Source organism: Devosia marina (assembly GCF_009758415.1).
Lineage (GTDB): Bacteria > Pseudomonadota > Alphaproteobacteria > Rhizobiales > Devosiaceae > Devosia > Devosia marina.
Genome location: NZ_WQRF01000003.1, coordinates 92830 through 118246, shown reverse-complemented (window position 1 = coordinate 118246; position 25417 = coordinate 92830). Strand labels below are relative to the sequence as shown.

23 protein-coding genes are annotated in these 25417 nt (G+C 61.4%); 19 read left to right on the top strand and 4 right to left on the bottom strand.

What is annotated here, in order from left to right; translation table 11 throughout:
* Window positions 1-11 precede the first annotated feature (11 nt).
* From GO014_RS11565 to GO014_RS11550, 4 genes are read right to left on the bottom strand one after another with little or no spacing between them, the layout of a single operon-like run.
* A complete protein-coding gene (locus tag GO014_RS11565) occupies window positions 12-1880 on the bottom strand; it encodes an extracellular solute-binding protein (protein WP_157290472.1) in 1869 nt (622 codons plus the stop codon).
* A gap of 34 nt (window positions 1881-1914) precedes the next feature.
* A complete protein-coding gene (locus GO014_RS11560; RefSeq protein WP_157290471.1) occupies window positions 1915-3549 on the bottom strand; it encodes an ABC transporter ATP-binding protein in 1635 nt (544 codons plus the stop codon).
* Complete coding sequence (locus GO014_RS11555; RefSeq protein WP_157290470.1) at window positions 3546-4670, bottom strand: ABC transporter permease; 1125 nt, start codon at window positions 4668-4670, stop codon at window positions 3546-3548. The genes GO014_RS11560 and GO014_RS11555 overlap by 4 nt, the downstream gene beginning before the upstream one ends.
* Window positions 4667-5761 carry a microcin C ABC transporter permease YejB gene (locus tag GO014_RS11550; RefSeq protein ID WP_157290469.1) on the bottom strand — a complete coding sequence of 365 codons (1095 nt, stop codon included), beginning with the start codon at window positions 5759-5761 and terminating at the stop codon, window positions 4667-4669. Before GO014_RS11550 ends, GO014_RS11555 begins: the two co-directional genes overlap by 4 nt.
* A gap of 201 nt (window positions 5762-5962) precedes the next feature.
* On the opposite strand from GO014_RS11550, the gene GO014_RS11545 reads away from it, so the two are divergent.
* The 19 genes from GO014_RS11545 (at window position 5963) to kduD (ending at window position 25416) form a co-directional block, all read left to right on the top strand.
* Window positions 5963-6196: a hypothetical protein gene (locus GO014_RS11545; RefSeq protein ID WP_133244489.1), complete on the top strand. Its 234-nt coding sequence runs from the start codon at window positions 5963-5965 to the stop codon at window positions 6194-6196.
* A gap of 139 nt (window positions 6197-6335) precedes the next feature.
* Window positions 6336-6941 carry an AprI/Inh family metalloprotease inhibitor gene (locus GO014_RS11540; RefSeq protein ID WP_116588874.1) on the top strand — a complete coding sequence of 202 codons (606 nt, stop codon included), beginning with the start codon at window positions 6336-6338 and terminating at the stop codon, window positions 6939-6941.
* Window positions 6942-7046: 105 nt separating this feature from the next.
* Complete coding sequence (gene zapE / locus GO014_RS11535) at window positions 7047-8198, top strand: cell division protein ZapE (protein ID WP_157290468.1); 1152 nt, start codon at window positions 7047-7049, stop codon at window positions 8196-8198.
* 140 nt (window positions 8199-8338) lie between these two features.
* Window positions 8339-9301: a malate dehydrogenase gene (mdh, locus tag GO014_RS11530; protein ID WP_104893510.1), complete on the top strand. Its 963-nt coding sequence runs from the start codon at window positions 8339-8341 to the stop codon at window positions 9299-9301.
* A gap of 88 nt (window positions 9302-9389) precedes the next feature.
* Window positions 9390-10583 (top strand): ADP-forming succinate--CoA ligase subunit beta, encoded by a 1194-nt coding sequence (sucC, locus tag GO014_RS11525; RefSeq protein ID WP_116588879.1) that lies wholly within the window; start codon window positions 9390-9392, stop codon window positions 10581-10583.
* 4 nt (window positions 10584-10587) lie between these two features.
* Window positions 10588-11118, top strand: a complete 531-nt coding sequence (locus tag GO014_RS11520; protein ID WP_157290467.1) for a hypothetical protein — start codon at window positions 10588-10590, stop codon at window positions 11116-11118.
* Between the two features lie 60 nt (window positions 11119-11178).
* Entirely contained in the window at window positions 11179-12084 is a 906-nt protein-coding gene (gene sucD / locus GO014_RS11515; RefSeq protein ID WP_157290466.1) for a succinate--CoA ligase subunit alpha, read from the top strand.
* 302 nt (window positions 12085-12386) lie between these two features.
* The gene (locus GO014_RS11510; protein WP_157290465.1) at window positions 12387-15389 is read left to right on the top strand and encodes a 2-oxoglutarate dehydrogenase E1 component; all 3003 of its coding nucleotides are present in this window, start codon (window positions 12387-12389) and stop codon (window positions 15387-15389) included.
* Between the two features lie 24 nt (window positions 15390-15413).
* Window positions 15414-16679, top strand: coding sequence for a 2-oxoglutarate dehydrogenase complex dihydrolipoyllysine-residue succinyltransferase (gene odhB, locus GO014_RS11505; RefSeq protein ID WP_116588882.1), 1266 nt, complete (start codon window positions 15414-15416; stop codon window positions 16677-16679).
* A gap of 201 nt (window positions 16680-16880) precedes the next feature.
* Window positions 16881-17294 carry a hypothetical protein gene (locus tag GO014_RS11500; RefSeq protein WP_157290464.1) on the top strand — a complete coding sequence of 138 codons (414 nt, stop codon included), beginning with the start codon at window positions 16881-16883 and terminating at the stop codon, window positions 17292-17294.
* 91 nt (window positions 17295-17385) lie between these two features.
* Window positions 17386-17775 carry an MAPEG family protein gene (locus GO014_RS11495; protein WP_157290463.1) on the top strand — a complete coding sequence of 130 codons (390 nt, stop codon included), beginning with the start codon at window positions 17386-17388 and terminating at the stop codon, window positions 17773-17775.
* Between the two features lie 107 nt (window positions 17776-17882).
* Complete coding sequence (locus tag GO014_RS11490) at window positions 17883-18515, top strand: LysE family translocator (RefSeq protein ID WP_116588885.1); 633 nt, start codon at window positions 17883-17885, stop codon at window positions 18513-18515.
* Window positions 18516-18538: 23 nt separating this feature from the next.
* A complete protein-coding gene (gene lpdA, locus GO014_RS11485; RefSeq protein WP_157290462.1) occupies window positions 18539-19948 on the top strand; it encodes a dihydrolipoyl dehydrogenase in 1410 nt (469 codons plus the stop codon).
* Window positions 19949-20213: 265 nt separating this feature from the next.
* The gene (locus GO014_RS11480; protein WP_157290461.1) at window positions 20214-21194 is read left to right on the top strand and encodes a TRAP transporter substrate-binding protein; all 981 of its coding nucleotides are present in this window, start codon (window positions 20214-20216) and stop codon (window positions 21192-21194) included.
* A 62-nt stretch (window positions 21195-21256) separates the two neighbouring features.
* Window positions 21257-21784 (top strand): TRAP transporter small permease, encoded by a 528-nt coding sequence (locus GO014_RS11475; protein WP_116587856.1) that lies wholly within the window; start codon window positions 21257-21259, stop codon window positions 21782-21784.
* A 5-nt stretch (window positions 21785-21789) separates the two neighbouring features.
* On the top strand, window positions 21790-23070 hold the full coding sequence (locus GO014_RS11470; protein ID WP_157290460.1) for a TRAP transporter large permease: 1281 nt from the start codon (window positions 21790-21792) through the stop codon (window positions 23068-23070).
* 4 nt (window positions 23071-23074) lie between these two features.
* Window positions 23075-23821, top strand: coding sequence for a FadR/GntR family transcriptional regulator (locus tag GO014_RS11465; protein WP_157290459.1), 747 nt, complete (start codon window positions 23075-23077; stop codon window positions 23819-23821).
* A 3-nt stretch (window positions 23822-23824) separates the two neighbouring features.
* Window positions 23825-24655 (top strand): 5-dehydro-4-deoxy-D-glucuronate isomerase, encoded by an 831-nt coding sequence (gene kduI / locus GO014_RS11460; protein WP_157290458.1) that lies wholly within the window; start codon window positions 23825-23827, stop codon window positions 24653-24655.
* A complete protein-coding gene (gene kduD / locus GO014_RS11455; RefSeq protein WP_157290457.1) occupies window positions 24655-25416 on the top strand; it encodes a 2-dehydro-3-deoxy-D-gluconate 5-dehydrogenase KduD in 762 nt (253 codons plus the stop codon). Before kduI ends, kduD begins: the two co-directional genes overlap by 1 nt.
* Window position 25417: the final 1 nt, after the last annotated feature.

Genomic DNA, 25417 nt, shown 5'->3' with positions numbered 1-25417 from the left:
CCGCCCTTTGCCTATCGTGCTGTTACTCCGCCGGTCCTTGCGGCCTTTTCCTCGTCCCACCACCACAGCGTCGGGAAGCCGGAGGAAAATTCCGGCAGTTCCTCGGGGTGGCTAAAGCGGTCCCAGCGGGCCGAGCGTGTGGTGCGCAGTGCATAGCTGGGGATAACGATGTGCTTGTTGAGCAGCACGCGGTCCAGCGCCTTGGTGACGGCTTCCTGGGTCTCACGATCGTCGGCGACGATGAGCTTTTCGATCAGGGCGTCGACCGCCGGGTCTGCTACGCCGGCGTAGTTCTGCGCACCCTGCTGATCGGCGGTGGACGAGCCGAAGAAGAAGCGCTGCTCATTGCCCGGCGAGAAGGACTGGGCCCAGCCCGAATAAATCATGTCATAATCGAAGCTGCGGGCCCGGTTAATGAATTGCGGGCTGTCGACTGTGCGAATGGTGGCGGTAATGCCGATCTGGGCCAGATTGGTCACCAAATTCTGCGCGACTGGCTCGATGGTGGGGCCGTTGAGCAGGATTTCAAAGGTGAAGGGCTGGCCGCTGGGGTCGAGCATCTGCGTGCCCTCAAGCGTGAAACCTGCCTCGGTGAACAGGTTCAGCGCCGTACGCAGATTCTCGCGCAGCTTGGTCGGATCGCCGCTGACCGGATTGGTGTAGGGCGTGGTGAAGACCTTTTCCGGGATCTGGTCGCGCACGCTTTCAAGGATTTCCAGTTCCTCGCCCTCGGGCAGGCCCGTGGACTTGAAGGGCAGGCCGAAGAAGAAGCTGTCGATACGCTCATACTGGCCATAGAACAGCGTGTTGCTCAATTCCTCGAAATCGAAGGCGTAATTCATCGCTTCGCGCACCAGTGGGTCGGCAAACTTGTCGCGCCGCAGGTTCATGATGAAGCCGACCAATACGCCCGAGCCATTATAGTCCTGCGGGAACAATTCCCTGATAACGCGTCCATCCTGGACAGCGGGAAAGTCATAGGCCGTGGCCCAGCGACGGGCCTGGTTCTCGCTCCACCAGTCGAACTGGTCACCCTTGAAGGCTTCGAACATGACGGTCAGGTCAAGGAAATATTCGATGCGGTACTCGTCGAAATTGTTCTGCCCGATTTGAGTCGGGTGATCGATACCCCAATAGTCCTCGACGCGCTGATAGGTGATCGAGCGGCCGGCATCGAAGCTGGCGAGGCGATAGGGGCCTGAACCCAGCGGCGGCTCGAGCGTCGATTCGGCAATCGAGCGGGTCTCGCCTTCGGCATTGGTGCCCTCCCACCAGTGCTGCGGCAGCACCAGCAATTGCCCCAGGATCAGCGGCAATTCGCGATTGTCGGTCTGGTTGAAGGTGAAGGTGACTTCGCCGGGCGCCGTGACTTCAGCCGAGGTGACATTGGCATAGTATTGCGCGCGGTCCGGATTGACCTCGATCAGCTTTTCGAAGGTCCAGACCACGTCTTCGGCGGTCACCGGTTCGCCGTCGTGCCATTTGGCGTCCGCATCCATGCGGAAGGTCACGGCGCCATAGTCCGGGGCAATCTTCAGCGCCTCGGCCAGATGCACGTAATAGGTATTGTTCTCGTCAAAGGACGGGGTCATCAGCGTCTCGTAGAGCAGCCCGATGCCGCCAGCCACCTCGCCTTTGGGCAGGATGGGGTTGAAGGTATCGAATCCGCCCATGTCGCCCAGCCGCACGGTGCCGCCCTTGGGCGCGTCGACATTGACATAGTCGAAATGAGGGTAGTCGGGCCCGTATTTGGGCTCGCCTTCCAGGGTGAAGGAATTGACCCAGGTGCCGGTCGGCGTTTGCGCCTGGGCCGGGCTCACCATGCCGGCGGCAATAAAACCGATGGCGAGGAGCGAGGAGAGCTTAAGGGGCAGCGTCATGGCGTGGCTCCGAATGGGACAGTCGATCAAGAGGTTATTCGGTTGTATGGGGCGGCGGCAATCGATCATCCGTCACATTTGACGGCGCGGCGAGATCGAAGGCGGCGGCAAGCAATTGACGGGTATAGGCTTGCTGCGGGTCCGCAAAGATAGCGGCGGCTTCGCCCTGTTCGACGACCTGGCCATTGCGCATGACGATCAGGCGGTGCGCCAGCGCCTTGACCACGCGCAGATCGTGGCTGATGAACAGATAGCTCAACTGCCGGCGCTGCTGGATGTCGCGTAGCAGATCGATGATCTGTGACTGGATGGAGACATCGAGCGCGGAGGTCGGCTCGTCGAGCACCAGAAAATCGGGTTCAAGCACCAGGGCGCGGGCGATGGCGATACGCTGTCGCTGTCCGCCGGAAAACTCGTGCGGGTAGCGGGCGGCCGTGGCAATGTCGAGCCCGACTTCCTTAAGGGCGGCCGCGACCTTGCCGTCCCGCTCCTGGGCTGACAGTCCGGGCATGTGGACCTTGAGACCCTCGCCGACAATCTCGCCCACCGACATGCGCGGGCTGAGCGAGCCGAACGGGTCCTGAAAAACGATCTGCATGTGCTTGCGCAAGGGTCGCAGCGCATTCCAGGAACGGGACTGAACCTCGTTGCCAAGCAGCACGATGCGGCCGGTCGAAGGGATCAGGCGCAAGAGGGCATAACCGAGCGAGGATTTGCCCGAACCGCTTTCGCCGACCACACCCAGGGTTTCGCCCTTGCGGATGCCCAGATCCACGCCGTCGACGGCGCGGATGTGTCCGACCGTGCGGCGCAACAGGCCCCGGCGTATGGGAAACCATACCTTGAGGTCCTGCGTGGACACCACATTGCTGGTTTCAATCGGAAAGGGTGCCGGATCGCCCGCCGGCGCGGCGGCCAGCAATTGTCTGGTGTAGTGGTGTGAGGGCGCTGCGAAGATGGCCTCGGTGGGCCCCGTTTCCACCATCTGCCCATTTGTCATCACACAGACCCGGTCGGCAATGTGCCGGACGATGGAAAGGTCATGGGTGATGAACAGCAGGGCCATGCCATGGGCCTGCTGCAGGGATTTGAGCAGGTCGAGCACCTGGGCCTGCACGGTGACGTCAAGCGCGGTGGTCGGCTCGTCGGCGATCAGCAGCTTGGGATCATTGGCCAGGGCCATGGCGATCATGGCGCGCTGGCGTTGTCCGCCGGAAAGCTGGTGCGGATAATCGTCGATGCGTCGCAGCGGATCGGGGATGCCGACGGCATCGAGCAGCTCCAGTGTTCGGGCCCGGGCGGCAGTGCGGCGCAGGCCCTGATGCACGCTGAGGACTTCCCCGATCTGCTTGCCGATGGTGTGGACCGGATTGAGCGAGCTCATCGGCTCCTGAAAAATCATGCCCACCTGATTGCCACGAATGGCACGCAAGGTTGCCGCATCGGCGCCAACGAGCTCGGTGCCGTCGAAATGGACCTGCCCGGTCACCGAAGCTGTAGGTGGTTGCAGGCCGAGCAGGGAAAGAGCGGTAATCGATTTGCCAGAACCGCTTTCGCCCACCAACGCCAGGGTCTCGCCCGCCGTCAAGTCAAAGGACACCTTGTCGACAGCGGCATTGGCGCCGAAGTGGACGGAGAGGTCGCGGACCGAGAGGAGAGGGGCACTCATCTGAACGTCTTTCGCGGATCGAAGGCATCGCGGACGGCTTCGCCGATAAAGACCAGAAGGGTCATCATGATGGCGACGGTGAGGAAGCCGGTCAGGGCCAGCCAGGGGGCGTCGAGGCTGGATTTGCCTTCCGCCAAGAGGCGTCCCAGCGATGGTGCGGTGACGGGCAGGCCGAAGCCGAGGAAATCCAGCGAGGTCAGGGTTGCAACCGAGCCCGAGAGAATAAAGGGCATGAAGGTGAGCGTGGCGACCATGGCGTTGGGAAGCAGGTGTCGCCACATGATCCGCCGGTTGGAGACGCCCAGGGCGCGGGCGGCGTTGACATATTCGAAATTGCGGGCGCGCAGAAATTCGGCGCGGACGATGCCGACCAGGCTCACCCAGGAAAACAGCAGCAAGATGCCGAGCAGCACCCAGAAGTTTGGGGCGATGACCGAGGAGATGATCAGCAGCAGATAGAGCGAGGGCACCGAGGTCCAGATTTCGATGAGGCGCTGGGCGATGAGATCGATCCAGCCGCCGAAATAGCCCTGCATGGCGCCGGCAACCACACCAATGATGGAAGAGAGGATGGTCAGCACGAGGCCGAAGAGGATGGAAATACGGAAGCCGTGGATCAGCCGCGCCAGCACATCGCGTCCTGCGCCATCAGTGCCCAGCCAATGGTAGTTGCCCGGCACACAGAATGGGTCTTCGGTGCCCAGGGGATAGCGTTGGCAGATCTGCTCGAGGGTCAGCAGCCAGCTTGGTGGATTTGCGCCGGGAAAGGCGACGAAGCTGTCCACGGTGTTGTGGTTGTAGCGGATGGGCGGCCAGAGCATCCAGCCATTGGCCTCGATCTCGTCGATATTCACCTTGTGGCGGAAATTGGTGACGCCGAGAAAGCCGCCGAATTTGGATTCGGGATAGTCGACAAAGGCAGGGGTCAGCAACTCGCCCTTGTACATCACGAGGATTGGCCGGTCATTGGCGACGAATTCGGCGCCCAGCGTCAGCACGAAGAAGAGCAGGAAGATCCAGAAGCTCCACCAGCCGCGCTTGTTGGCGCGAAAATTGGCCAGACGCCGCTGATTGAGCGGGGAGAGGCGAGGCGGCCTGATGCTTTCGGTTGCCCCGCTCATACGTCGCGGCTCTCGAAGTCGAGGCGCGGATCGACCCACATATAGGTGAGGTCCGAAATCAGGCCGATGATGAGACCCATCAGGGAGAAGATATAAAGCGTGGCAAAGACCACCGGATAGTCGCGATTGACCACGGAGAGGTAGCCCAGCAGGCCCAGGCCATCGAGCAGGAAGATGGTTTCGATCAGCAGCGAACCGCCAAAGAACACACCGATGAAGGCGCCGGGGAAGCCGGCGATGATCAGCATCATGGCGTTGCGGAAGACGTGGCCGTAGAGCACCTGGTTTTCGGTGAGCCCCTTGGCCCTCGCGGTCACCACATATTGCTTGCCGATTTCATCGAGAAAGGAATTTTTGGTGAGCAGGGTCGCGGTGGCAAAGGCGCCCAGTCCCATGGCGAAGATGGGCAGGGCCAGATGCCAGAAATAGTCGAGCACCTGCTGCCACCAGGGGAAATTCTCCCAGCCCGGTGAGGTCAGGCCGCGCAGCGGAAAAAATTGCCAGAAGCTGCCGCCGGCAAAGAAGACGACCAGCACGATGGCGACCAGAAAGCCCGGCACGGCATAGCCGATGATGATGATGGTCGAGGTCCAGACATCGAAGCGCGAGCCATCGCGCACTGCCTTGGCAATGCCCAGGGGGATGGAAACGCCATAGGCAATCAGCGTCATCCACAGCCCCAGCGAAATCGACACCGGCATTTTTTCCAGGATGAGGTCGATCACCGAGATGTCGCGATAGTAGCTCTCGCCGAAATCGAAGCGCAGATAATTGCCGAGCATGGAAAAGAAGCGCTCAAGCGGTGGCTTGTCGAAGCCGAACTGCTTTTCGATCCGCTCCACCAGTTCAGGCGGCAGGCCCTGGCTGCCGCGATAGCTTGAATTGCCGCCCTGGACCTGCTGACCGGCAAAATCGCCCCCTTCGCTGCCGGTGATGCGCTCGAGCGCGCCGGTGTTCTGTCCCGACAGGTTGGCCAGCGCCTGCTCGACAGGGCCGCCGGGGGCAAATTGGGTGATGAGGAAGCTGACGGCCATGATGCCGAAAACGGTTGGGATCATCAGCAAGAGGCGGCGGATGATATAGGCGCCCATTCCTGCTCCGGCGATCCCGTTTCACTGTGTTTTCGGCGGTCTTGTCCAGCGCAAATCACTGGATGACCGGATTTTTCACAATGCAACATTTCGATGACTGCTTGGCAAGCCACGGGGCACCAACATTGCGTGATCTGCGCGAAAGTCCTTGCGGGGATGGATTTGACTGGTCACGATCCAGCCTGACAAGGAGCGTATCGCGTGAAATTTGCCCCCATTATCCAGGTAAAAGATCAGTCCATGGCCCGTGTGCTGATCGTGGCGCTCAAGGCGCATGGCTTCCATCCGCTGGAGCCACGGGAAGGCGGCTTGCCCGGCGTGCCGAACCTTTTCGGCCCGGAAGGGTTCATAGTGGAAGTGCCCGAGGATGAAGTGGCGGATGCTACCGTGCTGGCGCAGGATCTGCTCAAGGACATGGTGGATCGCTCGGCATGACTGGCGCGCTGCCCTGAAAACGGCCACATTGGTGTGAAACAGGTCCGATGCGGGTCGGGCAATTGAACAGGGTGGAGGCTTTGGGTATAAGCCGCCACAAGTGTTAATGTGCATTAAGCCTTTGCGGCAGGAGTGATCAATGCAGGATTGGAAGCGCGGCGCTTCATCCGTAATCGGCCTTGCGGCCCTCGCCCTTCTGGCGGCGGCTTGCTCCCCGTCCAGCCGGACCAACACCGCCAATCTCAATGTTGTGGGTCAGCCCCAGCAATTGCAGCCGGTGCAGAACTCGACCGTTCAGCAGTCGAGCCTGCCGGCAATTGGCGCAACCGGTACGCCGGCCCCGGGCCTTTCGGGCCAGCCGGTACTTGGCGGTCAGACGACCACGACGGCCAGCGCAACAACGGCGGGTACGGCGACGGGCACCAATAGCTCGATCGTTTCGGTCGGCACGCCATTGACGACCGGCGTTTCGACCGGTCCGGAAGGCGCCTGGAATGTGGTTGCAGCCGGCCAAACCTGCCGTCTCAATCTGCCGCTCACGGCCAAGACCGGCACCAATTACTATCGCGCCTCGGCTCCGGGCTGTACCGTGCCGCAGATTGCTTCGGTGACCGGCTGGCAGCAGGTGGGCAGCCAGCTCCAGCTCTATGATGAGAACGGCAATATCGCCGCCTTCCTCGCGCCCTCCGGCGGCCGCTATATCGGCACCATGGGCGGTGGCCAGGCCGTCTCGATGGCCCGCTAGGATTTTTTTGGTGAAGCCGGCCTGCAAGGGCCGGCTTTTTTCTCAGACATTTTCAAGCCCTGTCCGCCCTTGGGTCTGGCCCGAGGAAAGGCTCCGGATTACTTCATGTCTTCCAGCACCACTGCAACCCGGTCCCCCGTCCGCGCCGCCTATGACGAGCTGGTGACGCGCGGCACGCTGACGTCCGACCCTGCACAGATTGATGCCGTCCGGGAACTCGATCGGGTGCTGGCTGATCTGCTCGCCCACAAGCCCAAGCGCCTGTTCGGGTTTTTCGAGAAAGCGCCTGTTGGGGTGCGCGGGCTCTATCTGTATGGCGATGTGGGGCGCGGCAAGACCATGCTTATGGACCTGTTTTTTGCCGCCTGCCCCTTTCGAGAGAAACGCCGGGTTCATTTTCATGAGTTCATGGACGAGGTGCATGCCGGTATTGCCACCTTCCGCAAGTCTGTGCGGGGCAAGGACGAGGATGCCGATCCAGTCGAGGCGGTGGTCAAGCCCATCCTCAAGGGTGGCTTGCGCCTATTGTGCCTGGATGAATTCCACGTGCACGATATCGCCAATGCCATGCTGCTCGATCGGTTGTTCTCCAAGCTGTTCGCTGGCGGCGTGACGCTGGTGGCGACGTCCAATGTGGTGCCCGACGGGCTCTACAAGGACGGGCTCAATCGCCAGCTCTTCCTGCCCTTCATTGCGCTGTTGAAGGAAAAGACGGTCGTTGCCGGATTGCCGAGCGAGCAGGATTACCGGCGGCTGAAGTTTGCTGGCCAGCAGGTCTATGCGTTCGGCTCGGGGCCAGCAGTGCGCGAGGCCATGGACCAGATGTGGCTGCGCATCACCGGCGGCGAACCGGGCGCGCCGGGCGTGGTGGAGAGCATCGGGCGGCAAATTCCGGTACCGTTGACCGCTATGGGCGCGGCGCGCTTCGGATTTTCCGATCTGTGCGAGAGGCCACTGGGCACCCGCGACTTCGTGCGTATTGCCCATCAGTTCGATTCCATCGTGCTCGACGATGTACCCCAGATGGACCGCACCAAATCTGACGCGTCCAAGCGGTTCATCCTGCTGATCGACTCGCTCTACGACCGCGGCGTCAAACTGGCTGCAAGCTTTGCCGTGCCGCTCGAAGAGCTGGGTGCCGACGACAAGACGGCCTTCGAGTTCCAGCGCACCCTGTCGCGGCTGACCGAGATGCAATCGGAGGACTATCTGGGCAAGGGTTTGCGGGACGCGGCGCCGGCGGAAGCTGCCCAATAGTATGACCAATGCCCAACCGGCACCGCCCCTTCGCCCATCAGCATGAGCTAAAACCCAATTACGACGAAGGGTTCACTTGCCCGCATGTCCCGACAGGGTTAAGACGTGCGCCAATTCAACGCAGTCTGGGATGAGGATTTATGGCGCGCAAAAAGATTGCCCTTATCGGTGCAGGTCAGATTGGCGGGACGCTGGCCCTGCTGTCGGCGCAGAAGGAACTCGGTGACGTGGTGCTGTTCGACGTGGTCGACGGCGTCGGCCCCGGCAAGGCGCTCGATATCGCCCAGTCGGCAGTGACCCAGTCCTTCGACGTCAAGATGAAGGGCACGTCCGAATACAAGGACATTGAAGGCGCCGACGTGGTCATCGTCACCGCCGGTGTGCCGCGCAAGCCCGGCATGAGCCGCGACGATCTGCTCGAAATCAACCTCAAGGTGATGGAGCAGGTGGGTGCGGGCATTTCTAAATATGCCCCCGACGCACTGGTCATCTGCATCACCAATCCGCTCGACGCGATGGTCTGGGCGCTGCAGAAATTCTCCGGCCTGCCTGCCAACAAGGTGATCGGCATGGCCGGCGTGCTCGACAGCTCGCGCTTCTGCCACTTCATCGCCGATGAGCTGGGCGTCTCCATCGAAGACGTCAACGCCTTCGTGCTGGGCGGCCACGGCGACACCATGGTGCCGCTGCCCCGCTATTCCACCGTTGCCGGCATTCCGCTCACCGACATCGTCAAGATGGGCTGGATGAGCAAGGAAAAGCTCGACGAGATCATCCAGCGCACCCGTGATGGCGGTGCTGAAATCGTTGGTCTGCTCAAGACTGGTTCGGCCTTCTACGCCCCGGCGGCGTCGGCGATTGCCATGGCTGAGAGCTATCTCAAGGACAAGAAGCGCGTGCTACCCTGTGCAGTGCAGCTCAATGGCGAATATGGCGTCAAGGGCACCTATGTGGGTGTGCCGGTCGTCATCGGCGCCGGCGGCGCGGAAAAGGTCGTCGAGATTGCGCTCAACTCTGCCGAGCAAAAGGCCTTCGACAAGTCGGTCGGTGCGGTGGAAGGCCTGATCGAGGCCTGTCAAAAGATCGCGCCGAAGCTGGCGTAACTCTTCAAGCCGCTGGCCCTGCCAGCGGCTTTTGGCTTTCCGGCTCCAGAAATGCCGGAACATTGTCTGCCCACCCAAGGGGAAAAGAATGAATATCCATGAACATCAGGCCAAGGCGCTGCTGAAGGAATATGGCGCGCCGGTTGCCTCGGGCGTTGCCATCTTCTCGGCGGACGAAGCCGAGGCGGCTGCCAAGTCGCTGCCCGGTCCGCTCTATGTGGTCAAGAGCCAGATTCATGCCGGTGGTCGCGGCAAGGGCAAGTTCAAGGAGCTCGGGCCCGATGCCAAGGGCGGCGTGCGCCTGGCCAAGTCGGTCGAGGACGTGATTGCCAATGCCAAAGAAATGCTGGGCAATACGCTGGTGACCAAGCAGACCGGCCCGGCCGGCAAGCAGGTCAATCGCCTCTATATCGAGGATGGCGCCGATATCGCCCGCGAGCTCTACTGCTCGTTGCTGGTCGATCGTGCAACGTCCCGGGTCTCCTTCGTCGTCTCTACTGAAGGCGGCATGGACATCGAGGCCGTGGCTGAGCATACGCCTGAGAAGATCATCACTGTCGCCATCGACCCGGTTGCCGGCGTCACCGCTGACGACGTCGCCAAGATCAATGCGGCGCTTGAACTCGACGGCGCGGCCGCCGAAGACGGCAAGACCCTGTTCCCGATCCTCTACAAGGCGTTCACCGAGAAGGACATGAGCCTGCTTGAGGTGAACCCGCTGATCGTAATGACCGATGGCCACCTGCGCGTGCTCGACGCCAAGGTCAGCTTCGACAGCAATGCCGGCTTCCGTCACGAAGAGCTCAAGCCGCTGCGCGACCTGACCGAAGAGGACGCCAAGGAAATCGAAGCGTCCAAATACGACCTCGCCTATGTGGCGCTGGACGGCAATATCGGCTGCATGGTCAATGGCGCGGGCCTGGCCATGTCCACCATGGACATCATCAAGCTCTATGGCGCCGAGCCGGCCAATTTCCTCGACGTTGGTGGCGGCGCCTCCAAGGAGAAGGTGACGGCGGCTTTCAAGATCATCACTGCCGATCCGGCAGTGAAGGGCATCCTGGTCAACATCTTTGGCGGCATCATGCGCTGCGACGTCATCGCCGAAGGCGTGATTGCCGCGGTCAAGGAAGTCGGCCTCAAGGTGCCGCTGGTGGTGCGTCTGGAAGGTACTCGCGTCAAGGAAGGCAAAGAAATCCTCGACAATTCGGGTCTCGACGTGATCTCCGCGGACGACCTGGACGATGCCGCTCAGAAGATCGTCAAGGCGGTGCAGGGCTAAGCGGATGCGCGTTGGCCTCGCACTCGCTCTGGCGCTGGTGTTGGCAGCTCAGCCAACGCTGGTCCAGGGCAAGACCAAGTCGTCACCGGCCGAACAGGCTGTGGCGGCTCTGGAGATGTGCGAGGCATTCGCCAAGGGTGACGTGCTTGCCCTCGAGACGGCCATCGGTGCCGGCTGGGACGCCTATGAGGATGAATCGGAAAGCCCGTTCATTCGTTCTTATTCGGCCGGGCGCGAGGTTCCAGGCATCGGCTGGGGCGACATGTTCGCACTGGTCGAAACCTATCCGGACCGTACGCTGGGCTATTGCCGCATCGATATTGCCGAGCCCAGAGGGCAGGGCGAAAGCGCCATCAAGGCGCTGGCCGCGCTCGATGGCTACGAGGGTGAGATGGCCAGTGAAAATGGCGGCACCTATGCAAGCCTGATTGGCACCGGCGTCCTCGAGAGCCTTCTCATCACCCATTGGGACGCTGTGGGCTTTGTTATCCAGCTTACGATCCTCACGCCGAACACCGCCACGAGCGAACATTAAACCGCCCCGGATTTGCGGGCATGAATTGGCGCCTGGCGCCGAAAGACGGAAGAGAAACAGATGTCCATTCTCGTCAACAAAGACACCAAGGTTCTTGTGCAGGGCCTGACCGGCAAGACCGGCACCTTCCACACCGAACAGGCCCTGGCCTATTTCGGCACCAAAATGGTCGGTGGCACCCATCCCAAGAAGGGCGGCGAAGTCTGGTCCTCGGGTGTCGACGGCACCGAATTGCCAATCTTTGCTTCGGTTGCCGAAGGCAAGGAAAAAACCGGCGCCAACGCTTCGGTAGTCTATGTTCCGCCCGCCGGCGCTGCCGCCGCCATTGAAGAAGCCATTGATGCCGAAATCGAACTGATCATCTGCATCACTGAAGGCGTGCCGGTCATGGACATGGTGCGCGTCAAGGCGAAGCTGGAAAAATCCAAATCGCGCCTGATCGGGCCGAACTGTCCTGGCGTCCTGACCCCGGAAGAATGCAAGATCGGCATCATGCCGGGCTCGATCTTCTCCAAGGGTTCGGTGGGCATTGTTTCGCGCTCGGGCACGCTGACCTATGAAGCCGTGTTCCAGACCACCAATGAGGGCCTGGGGCAGACCACGGCCGTCGGGATCGGCGGCGACCCGGTCAAGGGCACCGAATTCATCGACGTGCTGGAGATGTTCCTGGCCGACGAAGCCACCAAGTCGATCATCATGATCGGCGAAATCGGTGGCTCGGCCGAAGAGGAAGCGGCCCAGTTCCTGATCGACGAGGCCAAGAAGGGCCGCAAGAAGCCGATGGCCGGTTTCATTGCAGGTCGTACCGCTCCTCCGGGCCGCACCATGGGCCACGCCGGCGCCGTGATCTCCGGCGGCAAGGGTGGCGCAGAAGAAAAGATCGCGGCCATGGAAGCGGCCGGGATCAAGGTTTCGGCCTCGCCGGCGCGCATCGGCGCGACGCTGGCGGATGTTCTGAAGGGCTAAGTTTGCACCCCCACCTGACCTCCCCCGTAAGGGGAGGCATGTTGGGATGGGCCGACGCGTGTGCGACCAATGTCGGTCGCGCTTCGGTCACGGTTCGGTGCTAGTCCGGACCACAATGTGTTTATTACACAGATGAGTGAGCCGTGGCGCCTTGTGGGGCGCCGCCAGACTTAACAAGATACAAAGGAAACGCGGTCAATATTCGGCCCACTTTATGGATGACCGCATTTGACACCGGACTGGATACTCCAGGCCGGTTCGTTGAGAAGGATGGCAGGGCGCAAGGCCTTGCGACAAAAGCGATGACACGACAGGAAAAGAACGACACGTTCTTGCTGACCTCGTTCCTCTATGGGGGGAACGCCGACTACATCGAACAACTCTATTCCCGCTTCAAAACCGATCCTTCCAGCGTCGATCCGACGTGGTCGAGCTTCTTCTCCAGGCTCGACGACAGCCAGGCCGAAGCTCAGAAGAATGCGGATGGTCCGAGCTGGGGCCGCAAGGACTGGCCACCTGCCGAAAGCGGCGAGCTGGTCAGCGCGCTTGACGGCGACTGGGGACAGGCCGCGCTCAAGGTTGAGAAGGCCGTCTCCAAGAAGGCCGCGGCTGAAGGCAAGCCGGCGCCGAGCGCGACCGATGTATTGCAGGCCACGCGCGATTCGATCCGCGCCATCATGATGATCCGGGCCTATCGCATGCGCGGGCATCTGCATGCCGATCTCGACCCGCTCAAGCTCAAGACCGACGAGCCGGCACCGGAACTCGATCCGAAGAGCTATGGCTTCACCGACGCCGACTACGATCGCAAGATCTTCATCGACAACTATCTGGGCCTGGAATACGCGACCATCCCCGAGATGCTGGCTGTTCTCAAGCGCACCTATTGCGGCACGCTGGGCATCGAGTTCATGCATATCTCGGATCCTGAAGCCAAGCAGTGGATCCAGGAGCGCATCGAGGGGCCGGACAAGGAAATTACCTTCACGCCCGAGGGCAAGAAGGCAATCCTGAGCAAACTTGTCGAGGCAGAAGGCTTCGAAAAGTTTCTCGATGTCAAATACACAGGCACCAAGCGCTTTGGCCTGGATGGCGGTGAGTCCACCATTCCGGCGCTCGAGCAGATCATCAAGCGCGGCGGCGCGCTGGGCATCAAGGACATTGTGCTGGGCATGGCCCATCGCGGGCGTCTCAATGTGCTGACCCAGGTGATGCAGAAGCCGCATCGTGCGCTGTTCCACGAGTTCAAGGGCGGCGCATTCTATCCCGAAGATGTCGAGGGATCGGGCGACGTGAAGTACCATCTGGGCGCGTCCTCGGACCGCGACTTCGATGGCAACCGGGTGCACCTGTCGCTCACCGCCAACCCCTCTCACCTGGAAATCGTTGACCCGGTGGTGCTGGGCAAGTCCCGCGCCAAGCAGGACCAGCACATTGCGCCTGACGGCAAGCTGGTGAACATTGCCACCGACGGCAAGCCGGACCGCTCAATGGTGCTGCCGCTGCTGATCCATGGCGATGCGGCCTTCGCCGGTCAGGGCGTGATCGCTGAATGCCTTGGGCTTTCGGGTCTCAAGGGGCACCGTACCGGTGGCTCGATCCACTTCGTGATCAATAACCAGATCGGCTTCACCACGAGCCCGATGTACTCGCGCTCCTCGCCGTACCCGACCGATGTCGCCAAGATGATCGAGGCGCCGGTGCTGCATGTGAATGGCGATGATCCTGAAGCCGTTGTGTTCGCGGCCAAGGTGGCTGTCGAATATCGCCAAAAATTCGGCCGTCCTGTCGTCATCGACATGTTCTGCTATCGCCGCTTTGGCCACAATGAAGGCGATGAGCCCAGCTTCACCCAGCCGACCATGTACGCCAAGATCCGTGGTCACAAGACCACGCTTGAGCTCTATGCGGAAAAGCTGATCGGCGAAGGCCTGGTGACCGAGGCAGAAGTCGAGAAGCTCAAGGCCGACTGGAAAGCCAATCTCGAAAACGAGTTCGAGTCCGGACAGGACTACCGCCCGAACAAGGCGGACTGGCTCGATGGGCAGTGGAAGAGCTTCAAGCCGGCTGAAGATGAAGGTCCGCGTCGTGGGCAGACCGGTGTTGATCTCGACAAGCTGGTCGAGATCGGCACCAAGCTGGCCCAGGTGCCGGATGGTTTCAACGTCCACAAGACGGTGAAGCGCTTCATGGACAACCGCCTCAAGGCGATTGAAAGCGGCGAGGGTATCGACTGGGCAACGGCCGAGGCGCTGGCCTTTGGAACACTGGTGACCGAAGGCCATCCGGTGCGCCTGTCCGGCCAGGATGTGGAACGCGGCACGTTCAGTCAGCGACACTCTGTGCTCAACGACCAGCAGGTTGAGAACAAGACCTATACGCCGATCAACAATCTGGAGCCCGATCAGGCCCGCTACGAAGTCATCAATTCGATGCTGTCCGAGGAAGCCGTGCTGGGCTTTGAATATGGCTACTCGCTGGCCGAGCCCAAGGCGCTGACCCTGTGGGAAGCCCAGTTCGGCGATTTCGTGAATGGTGCGCAGGTCGTGATCGACCAGTTCATCTCCTCGGGCGAACGCAAGTGGTTCCGCATGTCGGGTCTGGTGATGCTTCTGCCCCATGGCTATGAAGGCCAGGGTCCTGAGCACTCCTCGGCGCGCCCCGAGCGCTTCCTGCAGCTCTGTGCCGAAGACAATATGCAGGTTGCCAACTGCACGACGCCGGCCAATTACTTCCATGTGCTGCGCCGGCAGCTCAAGCGTGACTTCCGCAAGCCGCTGATCCTGATGACGCCCAAGAGCCTGCTGCGCCACAAGCGCGCGGTGTCGGGCCTGGTGGAAATGGGACAGGATTCGTGCTTCCATCGCCTGCTCTGGGACGATGCCGAGGCACCCGGCGCACCCAAGACCACGATCAAGCTGGCGGCCGACGACAAGATCCGCCGCGTGGTGCTGTGCACTGGCAAGGTCTATTACGATCTGCTGGAAGACCGCGAGAAGAAGGGCATCAATGATGTCTATCTGCTGCGTGTCGAGCAGCTCTATCCGTTCCCGGCCAAGGCCGTGCTCGATGAACTGGGCCGCTTCCCCAATGCGGATGTGGTCTGGTGCCAGGAAGAGCCGCGCAATATGGGGGCCTGGGCGTTCATCCAGCCCTATGTTGAGTGGGTCTTCGACCAGATGGGCCGAGGCGGCGAGCGCGTGCGCTATGTCGGTCGTCCGGCCGCTGCGTCGCCGGCAACAGGTCTGATGCGTACGCATCTGGCTCAGCTTCAGGCATTCCTCGACGACGCGTTCGCGCAGTAACCCGATCTAGAAGGACAATTCTCAATGTCGACAGAAATCCGCGTCCCGACCCTGGGTGAAAGCGTTACCGAAGCCACGATTGGCCAGTGGTTCAAGAAGGTGGGCGACACCATTGCAGCCGACGAACCCATCGTCGAGCTCGAAACCGACAAGGTGACCATCGAGGTGCCGGCGCCTGCCGCCGGTGTGCTCGAAGCCATTGCCGCCCAGCCCGGTGACACCGTCGATGTCGGTGCCTTGCTTGGTGCCATCGGCGCTGGCTCCGGGGAAGCGGCGGCCGCGCCTTCGAGCCAGGATTCGAGCTCGGCTCCCGAGCCTTCCGCTGACAATCCGGTCAACGTCAATCCGGAGCCGATACCCCAGCCACGGACCGCGAGCGATCGGGCCCCTGCACCCTCGGCGCAGAAGATGATCAACGAGAAGGGCCTGAACGCAGACAATATTGCCGGTTCGGGCAAGGCCGGCCAGGTGCTCAAGGAAGATGTGCTGTCTGCCCTTGCCAAGCCCGCTGCGGCCCCGGCCGAGGCCAAGCCGGCCGCCGAGGCCAAGGCACCTGCCGCCCCGCGTGCGCCGGTTGCTGCGGACGATGCCGAGCGAGAAGAGCGGGTCAAGATGACCCGTCTGCGCCAGACCATCGCACGCCGCCTCAAAGACGCGCAGAACACCGCCGCCATGCTGACCACCTTCAACGAGGTGGACATGAAGCCGGTGATGGATCTGCGCAGTTCCTACAAGGAGCTGTTCGAAAAGAAGCATGGCGTCAAGCTTGGCTTCATGGGCTTCTTCACCAAGGCCGTGGTGCATGCGCTCAAGGAAATCCCGGCGGTCAATGCCGAGATCGATGGCGATGACCTGATCTACAAGCAATACGCGCATATCGGCGTGGCCGTGGGTACCGACAAGGGTCTGGTCGTGCCGGTCGTGCGCAATGCCGACCAGATGAGCATTGCCGAGATCGAGAAGGAAATCGGCAATCTGGGCAAGAAGGCCCGCGACGGCCAGCTGTCCATGGCCGACATGCAGGGCGGCACCTTCACCATCTCCAATGGTGGTGTCTACGGTTCGCTGATGTCGACGCCAATCCTCAACGCCCCGCAGTCGGGCATTCTGGGCATGCACAAGATCCAGGAACGTCCGGTTGTGGTCGGCGGCGAGATCGTCATCCGCCCGATGATGTATCTGGCGCTGAGCTATGACCACCGCATTGTCGACGGCAAGGAAGCGGTGACGTTCCTTGTCCGCGTCAAGGAAAGCCTTGAGGCGCCCGAGCGTCTGGTGCTTGATCTCTAAGACTTGCCACATTTGTGCGTTTGAAGGCCCGCTTCGGCGGGCCTTTTTCGTGTTCACCCAATGGTGTGTGGAGCACGGGCGCACGGTAAGGTTCTGTTAGCATTTGGCCCCGATATGCAGAGGGGCGTGGACGCGCGAACAAGGCGTTCTGGAGACGTGACGTTGAGAACTGGACTGATGGTTTGGGCGGCGATGGCACTGATGGCTACGCCCGGTTTTGCGCAGGAGCGGGCGGCTGCCGATACCGAGCTGGTCGGTGAACTCATGGCCTTCCATGGCTCAAAGGCCATTGTCGATGTGATGACCACGCATTGCTATGAGACCACGGGCCTGGACAGCGCCTATGAAGATGCCGCGGCCAATTGGTACCTTCGGAACATCGGCTATCTCGATCTTGCCGACCGCGTGATCGAGCGGCTGGGTGGCGGCAGCGAGGGTCAACGGCAGGCGGCCGAAACCTATGGCGGCAGCCAGATCATGTCGGCCTACAACCAAGCGGCCTCCAAGGAACGATTCTGCCGCGCCTTTCTGGAGCAGATCGAGAGCGAAGCGCTCGATATCGATCAGCAACTGCCAGACGTCCTGAAGCGGGCGCAGGACATCTCTGCGTCCTAGAAATGTTCAGCTAAACTGTTGGCTATCCGACTTAATTATGCAATTCATGCCGCGCTGCTGGCCGTGGTTCCGGCAGCACATGGAGCATGGCATGAGCGTTGAACTGACCCTTTTGATCTGGAGCGCCGGGCTGGCGTTTGCCTACCTTGCCGTCCAATCGGCGGCGTATCGCCTGGATTATGGGATCGTTCATGCCGGCACGCAGCGGGACAATGAGCGTCCGCCGAACAAATGGGCGGCGCGGGGCAACCGGTGTCTGCGCAATTTTCTCGAGACCTATGGCATTTTCATTGCCCTTGCGGTCGCGACCGAAATCTCCGGCCGGTCCGACAGCCTCACACAATGGGGCGCACAGATCTGGTTCTGGGCGCGTTGGGCCTATCTGCCTGCCTATTTCATCGATGTGCCGCTGATGCGCTCGTCGTTCTGGATGGTTTCGCTGGTCGGGTTGCTCATGCTGTTCGTGGGTGTTGCCGTCTAGCGTGTGCGCCCTTGCCTATCGGGCAGGGGTCAATCTCATGGTCCGCGTTGCCCGGGGGCGCCTGCTGGTGTAACCGTTAGCCCGTTATCTTGCGGCGGTGGCGACTTATGGACTTCCCCTGGTTCGAATTCCTGGGCCTGATGCTGGCCTTCGGCATCAATGCGATTATTCCCGGTGCCGATTTCGCCATGGTGCTGCGCCAGGCCGTGGTGCATGGACGGCGCGAGGCGCTGTTTACTTCCGCGGGCATTGCCACCTCGATCCTGGTGCATGGCAGCTACACGCTGCTCGGCGTCGGCGTGATCGTGGGGCAGTCTTTGCTGCTGTTCAATATTCTCAAATGGGCCGGCGCGGCCTATCTCGTCTGGCTGGCGATATCGGCGCTGCGCAGTGCGCCGCCGCAGCCGCCCGAAATGTCGGAACAGGGCGCTGCGCGCAAGGGCGACATGGCCGCGTTTGCGCTCGGGTTCCTGACCAACCTGCTCAATCCCAAGGCCGTGTTGTTCTTCCTGGCGCTGTTCACCACGCTGGTGTCGGTGCACACTGGCGGGCAGACCAAGGTGATCTATGTGGGCAGCATGGCCCTCATGCTTTTTGCCTGGTTCGCTTTGGTGTCGGTATTCTTTACGACCCCCAGGGTGCGACTGGCGTTTTTCCGTTTCGGCCGGTGGTTTAATCGGGTAACCGGCATTACATTCCTGGCGCTGGCTGTGCGTGTTGCACTGGCTCAGCAGCGCTGACCAACATCTGAGGCTTTAGGACAATGGCAGACCAATTCGACCTTACCATCATCGGCTCGGGCCCGGGCGGCTATGTCTGCGCGATCCGCGCGGCGCAGCTCGGCATGAAGGTGGCCGTGGTGGAAAAGTGGGCGACCCTTGGTGGTACCTGCCTCAATATCGGCTGCATCCCCTCCAAGGCGCTGCTGCATGCTTCGGAAATGTTTGAAGAGGCCGGTCACGGCTTCAAGTCGCTGGGGATCGACATTCCGGCGCCCCAGCTCAACCTCAAGCAGATGCTCACCCACAAGAGCGAAACGGTCGCGTCCAATGTCGGCGGCGTCGATTACCTGTTCAAGAAGAACAAGATCACCGTATTCCGCGGCATCGGTTCCATTCCGGCCGCAGGCAAGGTGCTGGTGACGCCGCAGACCGGTTCGCAGACCGAAATCGTCACCAAGAACATCGTCATTGCCACCGGCTCGGTCTCGGCCAATCTGCCGGGCATCGAGATCGACGAAAAGCAGATCGTCACCTCGACCGGTGCGCTGAATCTCGAAAAAGTGCCCAACAAGCTGGTCGTCATTGGCGCCGGCGTCATTGGGCTGGAGCTCGGCTCGGTCTGGATGCGCCTGGGCGCTCAGGTCACCGTGGTCGAATATCTCGACCGCATCCTGCCCGGCATGGACAGCGAAGTGGCCCGCCAGTTCCAGCGCATGCTGCAAAAGCAGGGCATGGAGTTCAAGCTTTCGAGCAAGGTTGCCGGCGTCGAGAAGCAGGAAGACGGCTCGCTCAAGATCAATGTGGAGCCGGCAAAGGGCGGCGAGGTCGAAGTGCTGGATGCCGACGTGGCGCTGGTGGCCATCGGCCGCAAGCCGCACACTGAGGGCCTGGGCCTTGACCTGGCTGGTGTTGCGCTGGACGAGCGCCGCCGGGTGCGCGTCGACGGGCACTATAAGAGCTCGGTCGATGGCATCTATGCCATTGGCGATGTCATCGCCGGCCCGATGCTGGCGCACAAGGCCGAGGACGAGGGCATTGCCGTTGCCGAAATCCTCAGCGGGCAGGCCGGTCATGTGAACTATGCCGCCATTCCGTCAGTGGTTTACACCAATCCCGAAGTGGCCTCCGTCGGCAAGACCGAGGACGAACTCAAGGCCGATGGCATTGAGTACAAGATCGGCAAGTTCCCCTTCACCGCCAATGGCCGCGCCAAGGCCATGCTGGCGACGCAGGGCTTCGTCAAGATCCTGGCCGATGTCGAGACCGACCGCGTGCTGGGCGCCCATATCGTGGGCAAGAATGCTGGTGAAATGATCCACGAGCTGGTGACGTTGATGGAATTTTCCGGTGCATCGGAAGATCTGGCGCGCACCACGCATGCGCACCCGACCTTGAGCGAGGCCATTCGCGAGGCGGCGCTGTCCCTCGGCGACGGCGCAATTCATATCTGAGTGGTACCAGTCGCAGCCGAAATTCACAGAAGCCCCGGGGGTCAGCTCCCGGGGTTTTCTTTTGTTTGCAGCGGTTTGTAGGGTCTCCGTAGAGTCATCATACAACATACGAATTATTGTATGTTGACTTGTCTTTTTAACTTCCATACCAGTTTGCACAAGGTCCGTTGATTGACAAGATCACAACGGGCCGGCGGCAGGCGATCTGCCGTTGCGGCCGGGAGGGACAAATGCCCGGCCTTTGAGACACATTGGGAGGACAACCATGTTTCATCTGCCTAGGATGGCGGCTGCTGCCGTCGTCGCATCCACACTTATGGTTTCGGCCGCGAGCGCCCAGACGGTGCTGCGCTCATCCGATACCCATCCGGATGGCTATCCGACCGTCGAGGCCGTCAAGCGCTTCGGCGAATTGCTTTCGGACAAGACCGATGGCCGCTACTCGGTGGAAGTGTTCCACTCGGCCCAGCTCGGCCAGGAAGCCGATACGATCGAGCAGACCCAGTTTGGTGTGATCGATCTCAATCGCATTTCCATCGGCGCTTTCGGCACCCAGGTGCCTGCGGCGACCGTGACCCAGCTTCCCTATATCTTCCGCTCGACCGAGCACTTCCACAATGTGCTGGATGGCCCGATCGGCGATGAGATCCTGGCCGCCTTTGAGGCAGTGGATGTCATCGCGCTGGCCTATTACGACGGCGGCGCCCGCTCGTTCTACAATAGCCAGAAGCCGATCAACACGCTGGCCGACATGGAAGGCATGAAGTTCCGCGTCATGGGTTCGGATGTGTTCGTGGACATGGTGGCGGCGCTGGGCGGCAATGCCACGCCTATGCCCTATGGCGAAGTCTATTCGGGTATCCAGACCGGCGTTATCGATGGCGCTGAAAACAACTATCCCAGCTTCGACACCGCCGGGCACGCGGAAGTCGCCCAGTATTACTCGCTCAACGAGCACCTGATGGTGCCCGAAGTGCTGGTGGTCTCCAAGATCGTCTGGGACGGTATGACCCCCGAGGATCAGGCTGCCATGCGCGAAGCCGCCAAGGAATCGGTTACCTATCAGCGCGAACTCTGGGCCGCCAAGGAAGTTGAGTCCAAGGCTGCCGTCGAGGCTCTCGGGGTCACGATCAACGAGGTCGACAAGGCCCCCTTCATCGAAGCGATGAAGCCGGTCTACGAGAAGTACGTCACCGATCCGATGCTGCAGGATCTGGTCGCCCGCATCCAGGCCACTGAGGGCTAATGCATCCTGCCGGGCCGGCATTCACGCCGGCCCGGCGATATGTTTCTTGGGAGATTGAGCCGATGAAGAACGGCCTCCTGGCAGCCAGCCGCGTGTTCAGCGCGATCTCGACTGCCGCCTTGTGGCTCGCTGGTGTGGGCCTTGTCGCCATGACCTCGCTCGTCGCCTACCAGGTCTTCATGCGCTACGTGATCAACTCGTCGCCATCATGGACCGAGGCGGCATCGATCCAGATCATGAGCTGGTTCATCTTTCTTGGTGCGGCCGTCGGGGTGCGCGAAAAATTCCATATGGGCTTCGATGTGCTGCTCTATGCCCTACCAGACAGCGCCCGGCCCTGGCTGCGCAGCGTCAGCGATGTCGCCATGTTCGGTTTCGGCTTCGGCATGGTCTGGTTTGGGGGTGAACTGGCTATCCGCGGTGCGAGTGTGCGCATCCCGGTGCTCGGCATGCCCCAGACCATCACCTATCTGCCCATCGTGGTTTCAGGCGCGCTGATATGCCTGTTCGTCCTGGAGCGCATGACGCTGCGCCTGGCCGGCGAACCGGTCGATACCGAAACCACTGAACGCGCTATTTCCGAGGTCTGATTTCGATGGAATACTGGGTACTATTCGGAGTTTTCGGCGGCCTGATGTTTGTCGGCACGCCCATCGCCTTCTGCCTTGGCATCGCCAGCCTCGCCACGATCATCTATCTCGGGCGCCCGCCGGTGGTGGTGTTTCAGCAGCTCAATTCGGGTGTGTCGGCCTTTACGCTGATGGCCATTCCCTTCTTCATCTTTGCCGGCGACCTGATGATGCGGGGCGGCATTGCCGCGCGCATCATTGCGTTTGCCGGCTCAATCATTGGGCATGTGCGCGGCGGCCTGGGGCAGGTCAATATTGTGGCCTCGACCCTGTTCGGCGGCATTTCGGGCTCGGCCGTGGCCGAGGCGGCCGCGGTGGGCGGGATCATGATCCCGCAGATGAAAGCGCGCGGCTATGGTGCCGATTATGCGGTCAACGTCACCTCGATGTCGGCGCTGATTGCCCTGTTGCTGCCGCCCAGCCACAACATGATCATCTATTCGCTTTCGGGCGGCGGGCGCATTTCCATTGCCGACCTGTTCACGGCCGGGATCATTCCGGGGCTGCTGCTCGCCCTGGTATTGATGATTACCGCCTATATCGTGGCACGCAGGCGTGGCTATCCCACCGAGCCGTTCCCCGGCTTTGCGAGAGCCGCGCAGTTTTTCGTCATTTCCATACCGGGCCTGATGCTGATCGCGATCATCTTTGGTGGCGTGCGTTCCGGCATCTTCACCGCCACGGAAAGCTCCTGCATTGCGGTGATCTACGCCTTCCTGGTGACCCTGCTGGTCTATCGCTCCATGGACTGGTCGAACTTCGTTCACTGCGTCATCGGCGCCGTGCGGACGACCGCCATGGTGCTGTTCATCATCGGCGCAGCAGCATCCTTTGGTTGGCTGATGGCCTATATGCGCGTGGCGCCGATGCTCACCGAGATGGTGACCCAGCTCACCAGCGACCCGTTGATGGTGCTGTTGCTTATCAATGTGCTGCTGCTGCTGCTCGGCACCTTCATGGATATGGGACCGCTGATCATCATCACCACGCCGATCTTCCTGCCCATGGTTTCCAGCTTCGGCGTCGACCCGGTGCATTTCGGCGTCATCATGATCCTCAATCTGGGGATCGGGCTCAACACACCGCCATTGGGACCTGTGCAGTTCGTGGCGGCGGCGGTTGGCAAGATTTCGATCTGGGCCGCCATGCGCAGCGTCTGGCCGTTCTACATAGCGGGGATCATTGTGCTGGGGCTGGTGACCTATATTCCAGCGTTGTCCTTGTGGCTGCCCAGCCTGTTCCGGTGATCTGATGGCCTTGATTGAAGTATCCGTCCCCGCCCGCAAGCCCAAGCTGGCACAGATGGTGGTCGATGCGCTGCGCAAGCGCATCGGTGCCGGCGAGTTCGGGCCTGGCGAAAAGCTACCCACCGAGAGCCAACTGACCACCCATTTCGGTGTCAGCCGGACCGTGGTGCGCGAGGCGATCGCCGCGCTGGCCGCCGACGGCATGGTACAGCCCCGCCAGGGCGCCGGTGTGTTTGTCATGGCGCAGGCCAGTTCGGCCTTCAGCGCCATTGCCGGCGAGCGTTCGAACAAGATCTCGGTGGCGCTCAACGTGCTTGAAGTGCGCATGGGCATCGAGATCGAGTCCGCCGGTCTTGCTGCGGGGCGCCACAGCACCAGCCAGGTTGCGGCCATTCAGGAGGCCTGGAACGAATTCGGCCGGCTGCTGGACGAGGGCAATCCGACCGGCAGGACGGATTTTTACTTTCACCGTGCCATCGCGGCGGCGACGAACAACCCCTTCTATCTCGAAGTGCTCGATGCCCTGGGCAGCCGCACCATTCCGTGCGACGTGGCATCGCCCTGGGGCACGGAGAGCGTGCTGACCTATGAATATCAGGTCGGCCTGCACGAAGAGCACAAGCGAATTCTCAATGCGATCTCCGCCCGTGACGCCGATGGAGCGCGCGAGGCCATGCGGGATCATCTCTCGCGCAGCCAGGACCGCTACCGCGCCCGCCTGGCTGAACAAGGCACAAGTAAACAGGACTAGACCATGAGCACCGACTTCGACATTCGTTTCGCCATTGACCCCTCTACGGCAGCAGCCATGGGGACCGATGAGCTGCGCGAAAATTTCTTGATCGACGATCTGTTTGCCGCCGGCGAAGTGCGCTGGACCTACACCCATTACGACCGCATGGCGGTCGGCGGGGCCGTGCCCAATGGCGGTGCGTTGGCGCTCGAAGCGATCAAGCCGACGGGCACGGCGAATTTCCTCGACCGGCGCGAGCTGATTGCCGTTAATATCGGTGAGGCCGGCACGATCTCGGTCGATGGCACCGATCATGCAGTTGGGCCGCGCGACATGCTCTATATTGGCATGGGCGCGAAAGACGTGCGCTTTGCTGGCGAGGGGGCCAAGTTCTACCTATTGAGCGCGCCGGCCCATGCCAGCCATCCCACGACCCTGTTGCAGAAGTCGGGCGCCAAGCGGCTCGACCTGGGCAGCAACGAAACCGCCAATGAGCGCTCGATCTTCCAGTATGTGAACGCCGACAGCGTAAAGACTTGCCAGCTTGTGGTAGGCCTTACCCAGTTCGCGCCAGGTTCGGTGTGGAACACCATGCCGGCCCATGTGCATGACCGCCGCATGGAAGCCTATCTCTATGTCGACCTCAAGCCCGACGCTTTTGTGGTGCATCTGATGGGCGAGCCGGACGAAAGCCGACATCTTATCGTGCGCAACGAACAGGCGATCCTCTCCCCGCCCTGGTCGATCCACTGCGGCGCGGGCACCGGCGCCTACACCTTCATCTGGGCCATGGCTGGCGACAATGTCGACTATACCGATGTCGAGAAGGTGGCCATGGAGGATCTGCGCTGATGGACCTCAGCGCGTTCTCCCTTGCGGGCAAGACCGTCATGGTCACCGGCGCCAATACCGGGATCGGACAGGGCATTGCGCTCAGCATCGGTCGGGCCGGTGGCCGGGTGATCGGCGTTGGCCGCTCGACCATGGATGAGACGGCGGACCTGATGACCGCCTCCGGTGCCGAGCTGGTGGCCGTGCAGGCCGACCTGGGATCAACCAGCGACGCACAGGCCATGTTCGAGGCGGTCTGGGACAAGCACGGGCCTATTGATGGGCTGGTCAATAATGCCGGGATCATCAAGCGCGTCGATGCGGTGGATTTCACCGAGGATGACTGGGACGCGGTGATGGACATCAATCTCAAGACGATGTTCTTCCTCAGCCAGTCCCTGGGGCGCAAAGCGATCGAAGCGGAGCGCGAGGCGCGAATTGTCAATATTGCCTCGATGCTGAGCTTTCAGGGCGGCATTCGGGTCGCGAGCTACACCGCCTCCAAAAGCGGAGTGCTTGGCATTACCCGATTGCTGGCCAATGAATGGGCGGCCAGGGGCATCAATGTGAACGCAGTAGCGCCCGGCTATATCGAGACCAACAATACCGAGGCCCTGCGCAACGATCCGGACCGGTCCGCTGCCATTCTCGGGCGCATTCCCGCCGGGCGCTGGGGCGTGCCATCCGACATTGGCGACGCGGCGGTGTTCCTGCTGGCGCCCGCTTCCAACTACATGCACGGCGCCGTCATTCCGGTGGATGGCGGCTGGCTCGCGAGGTGAT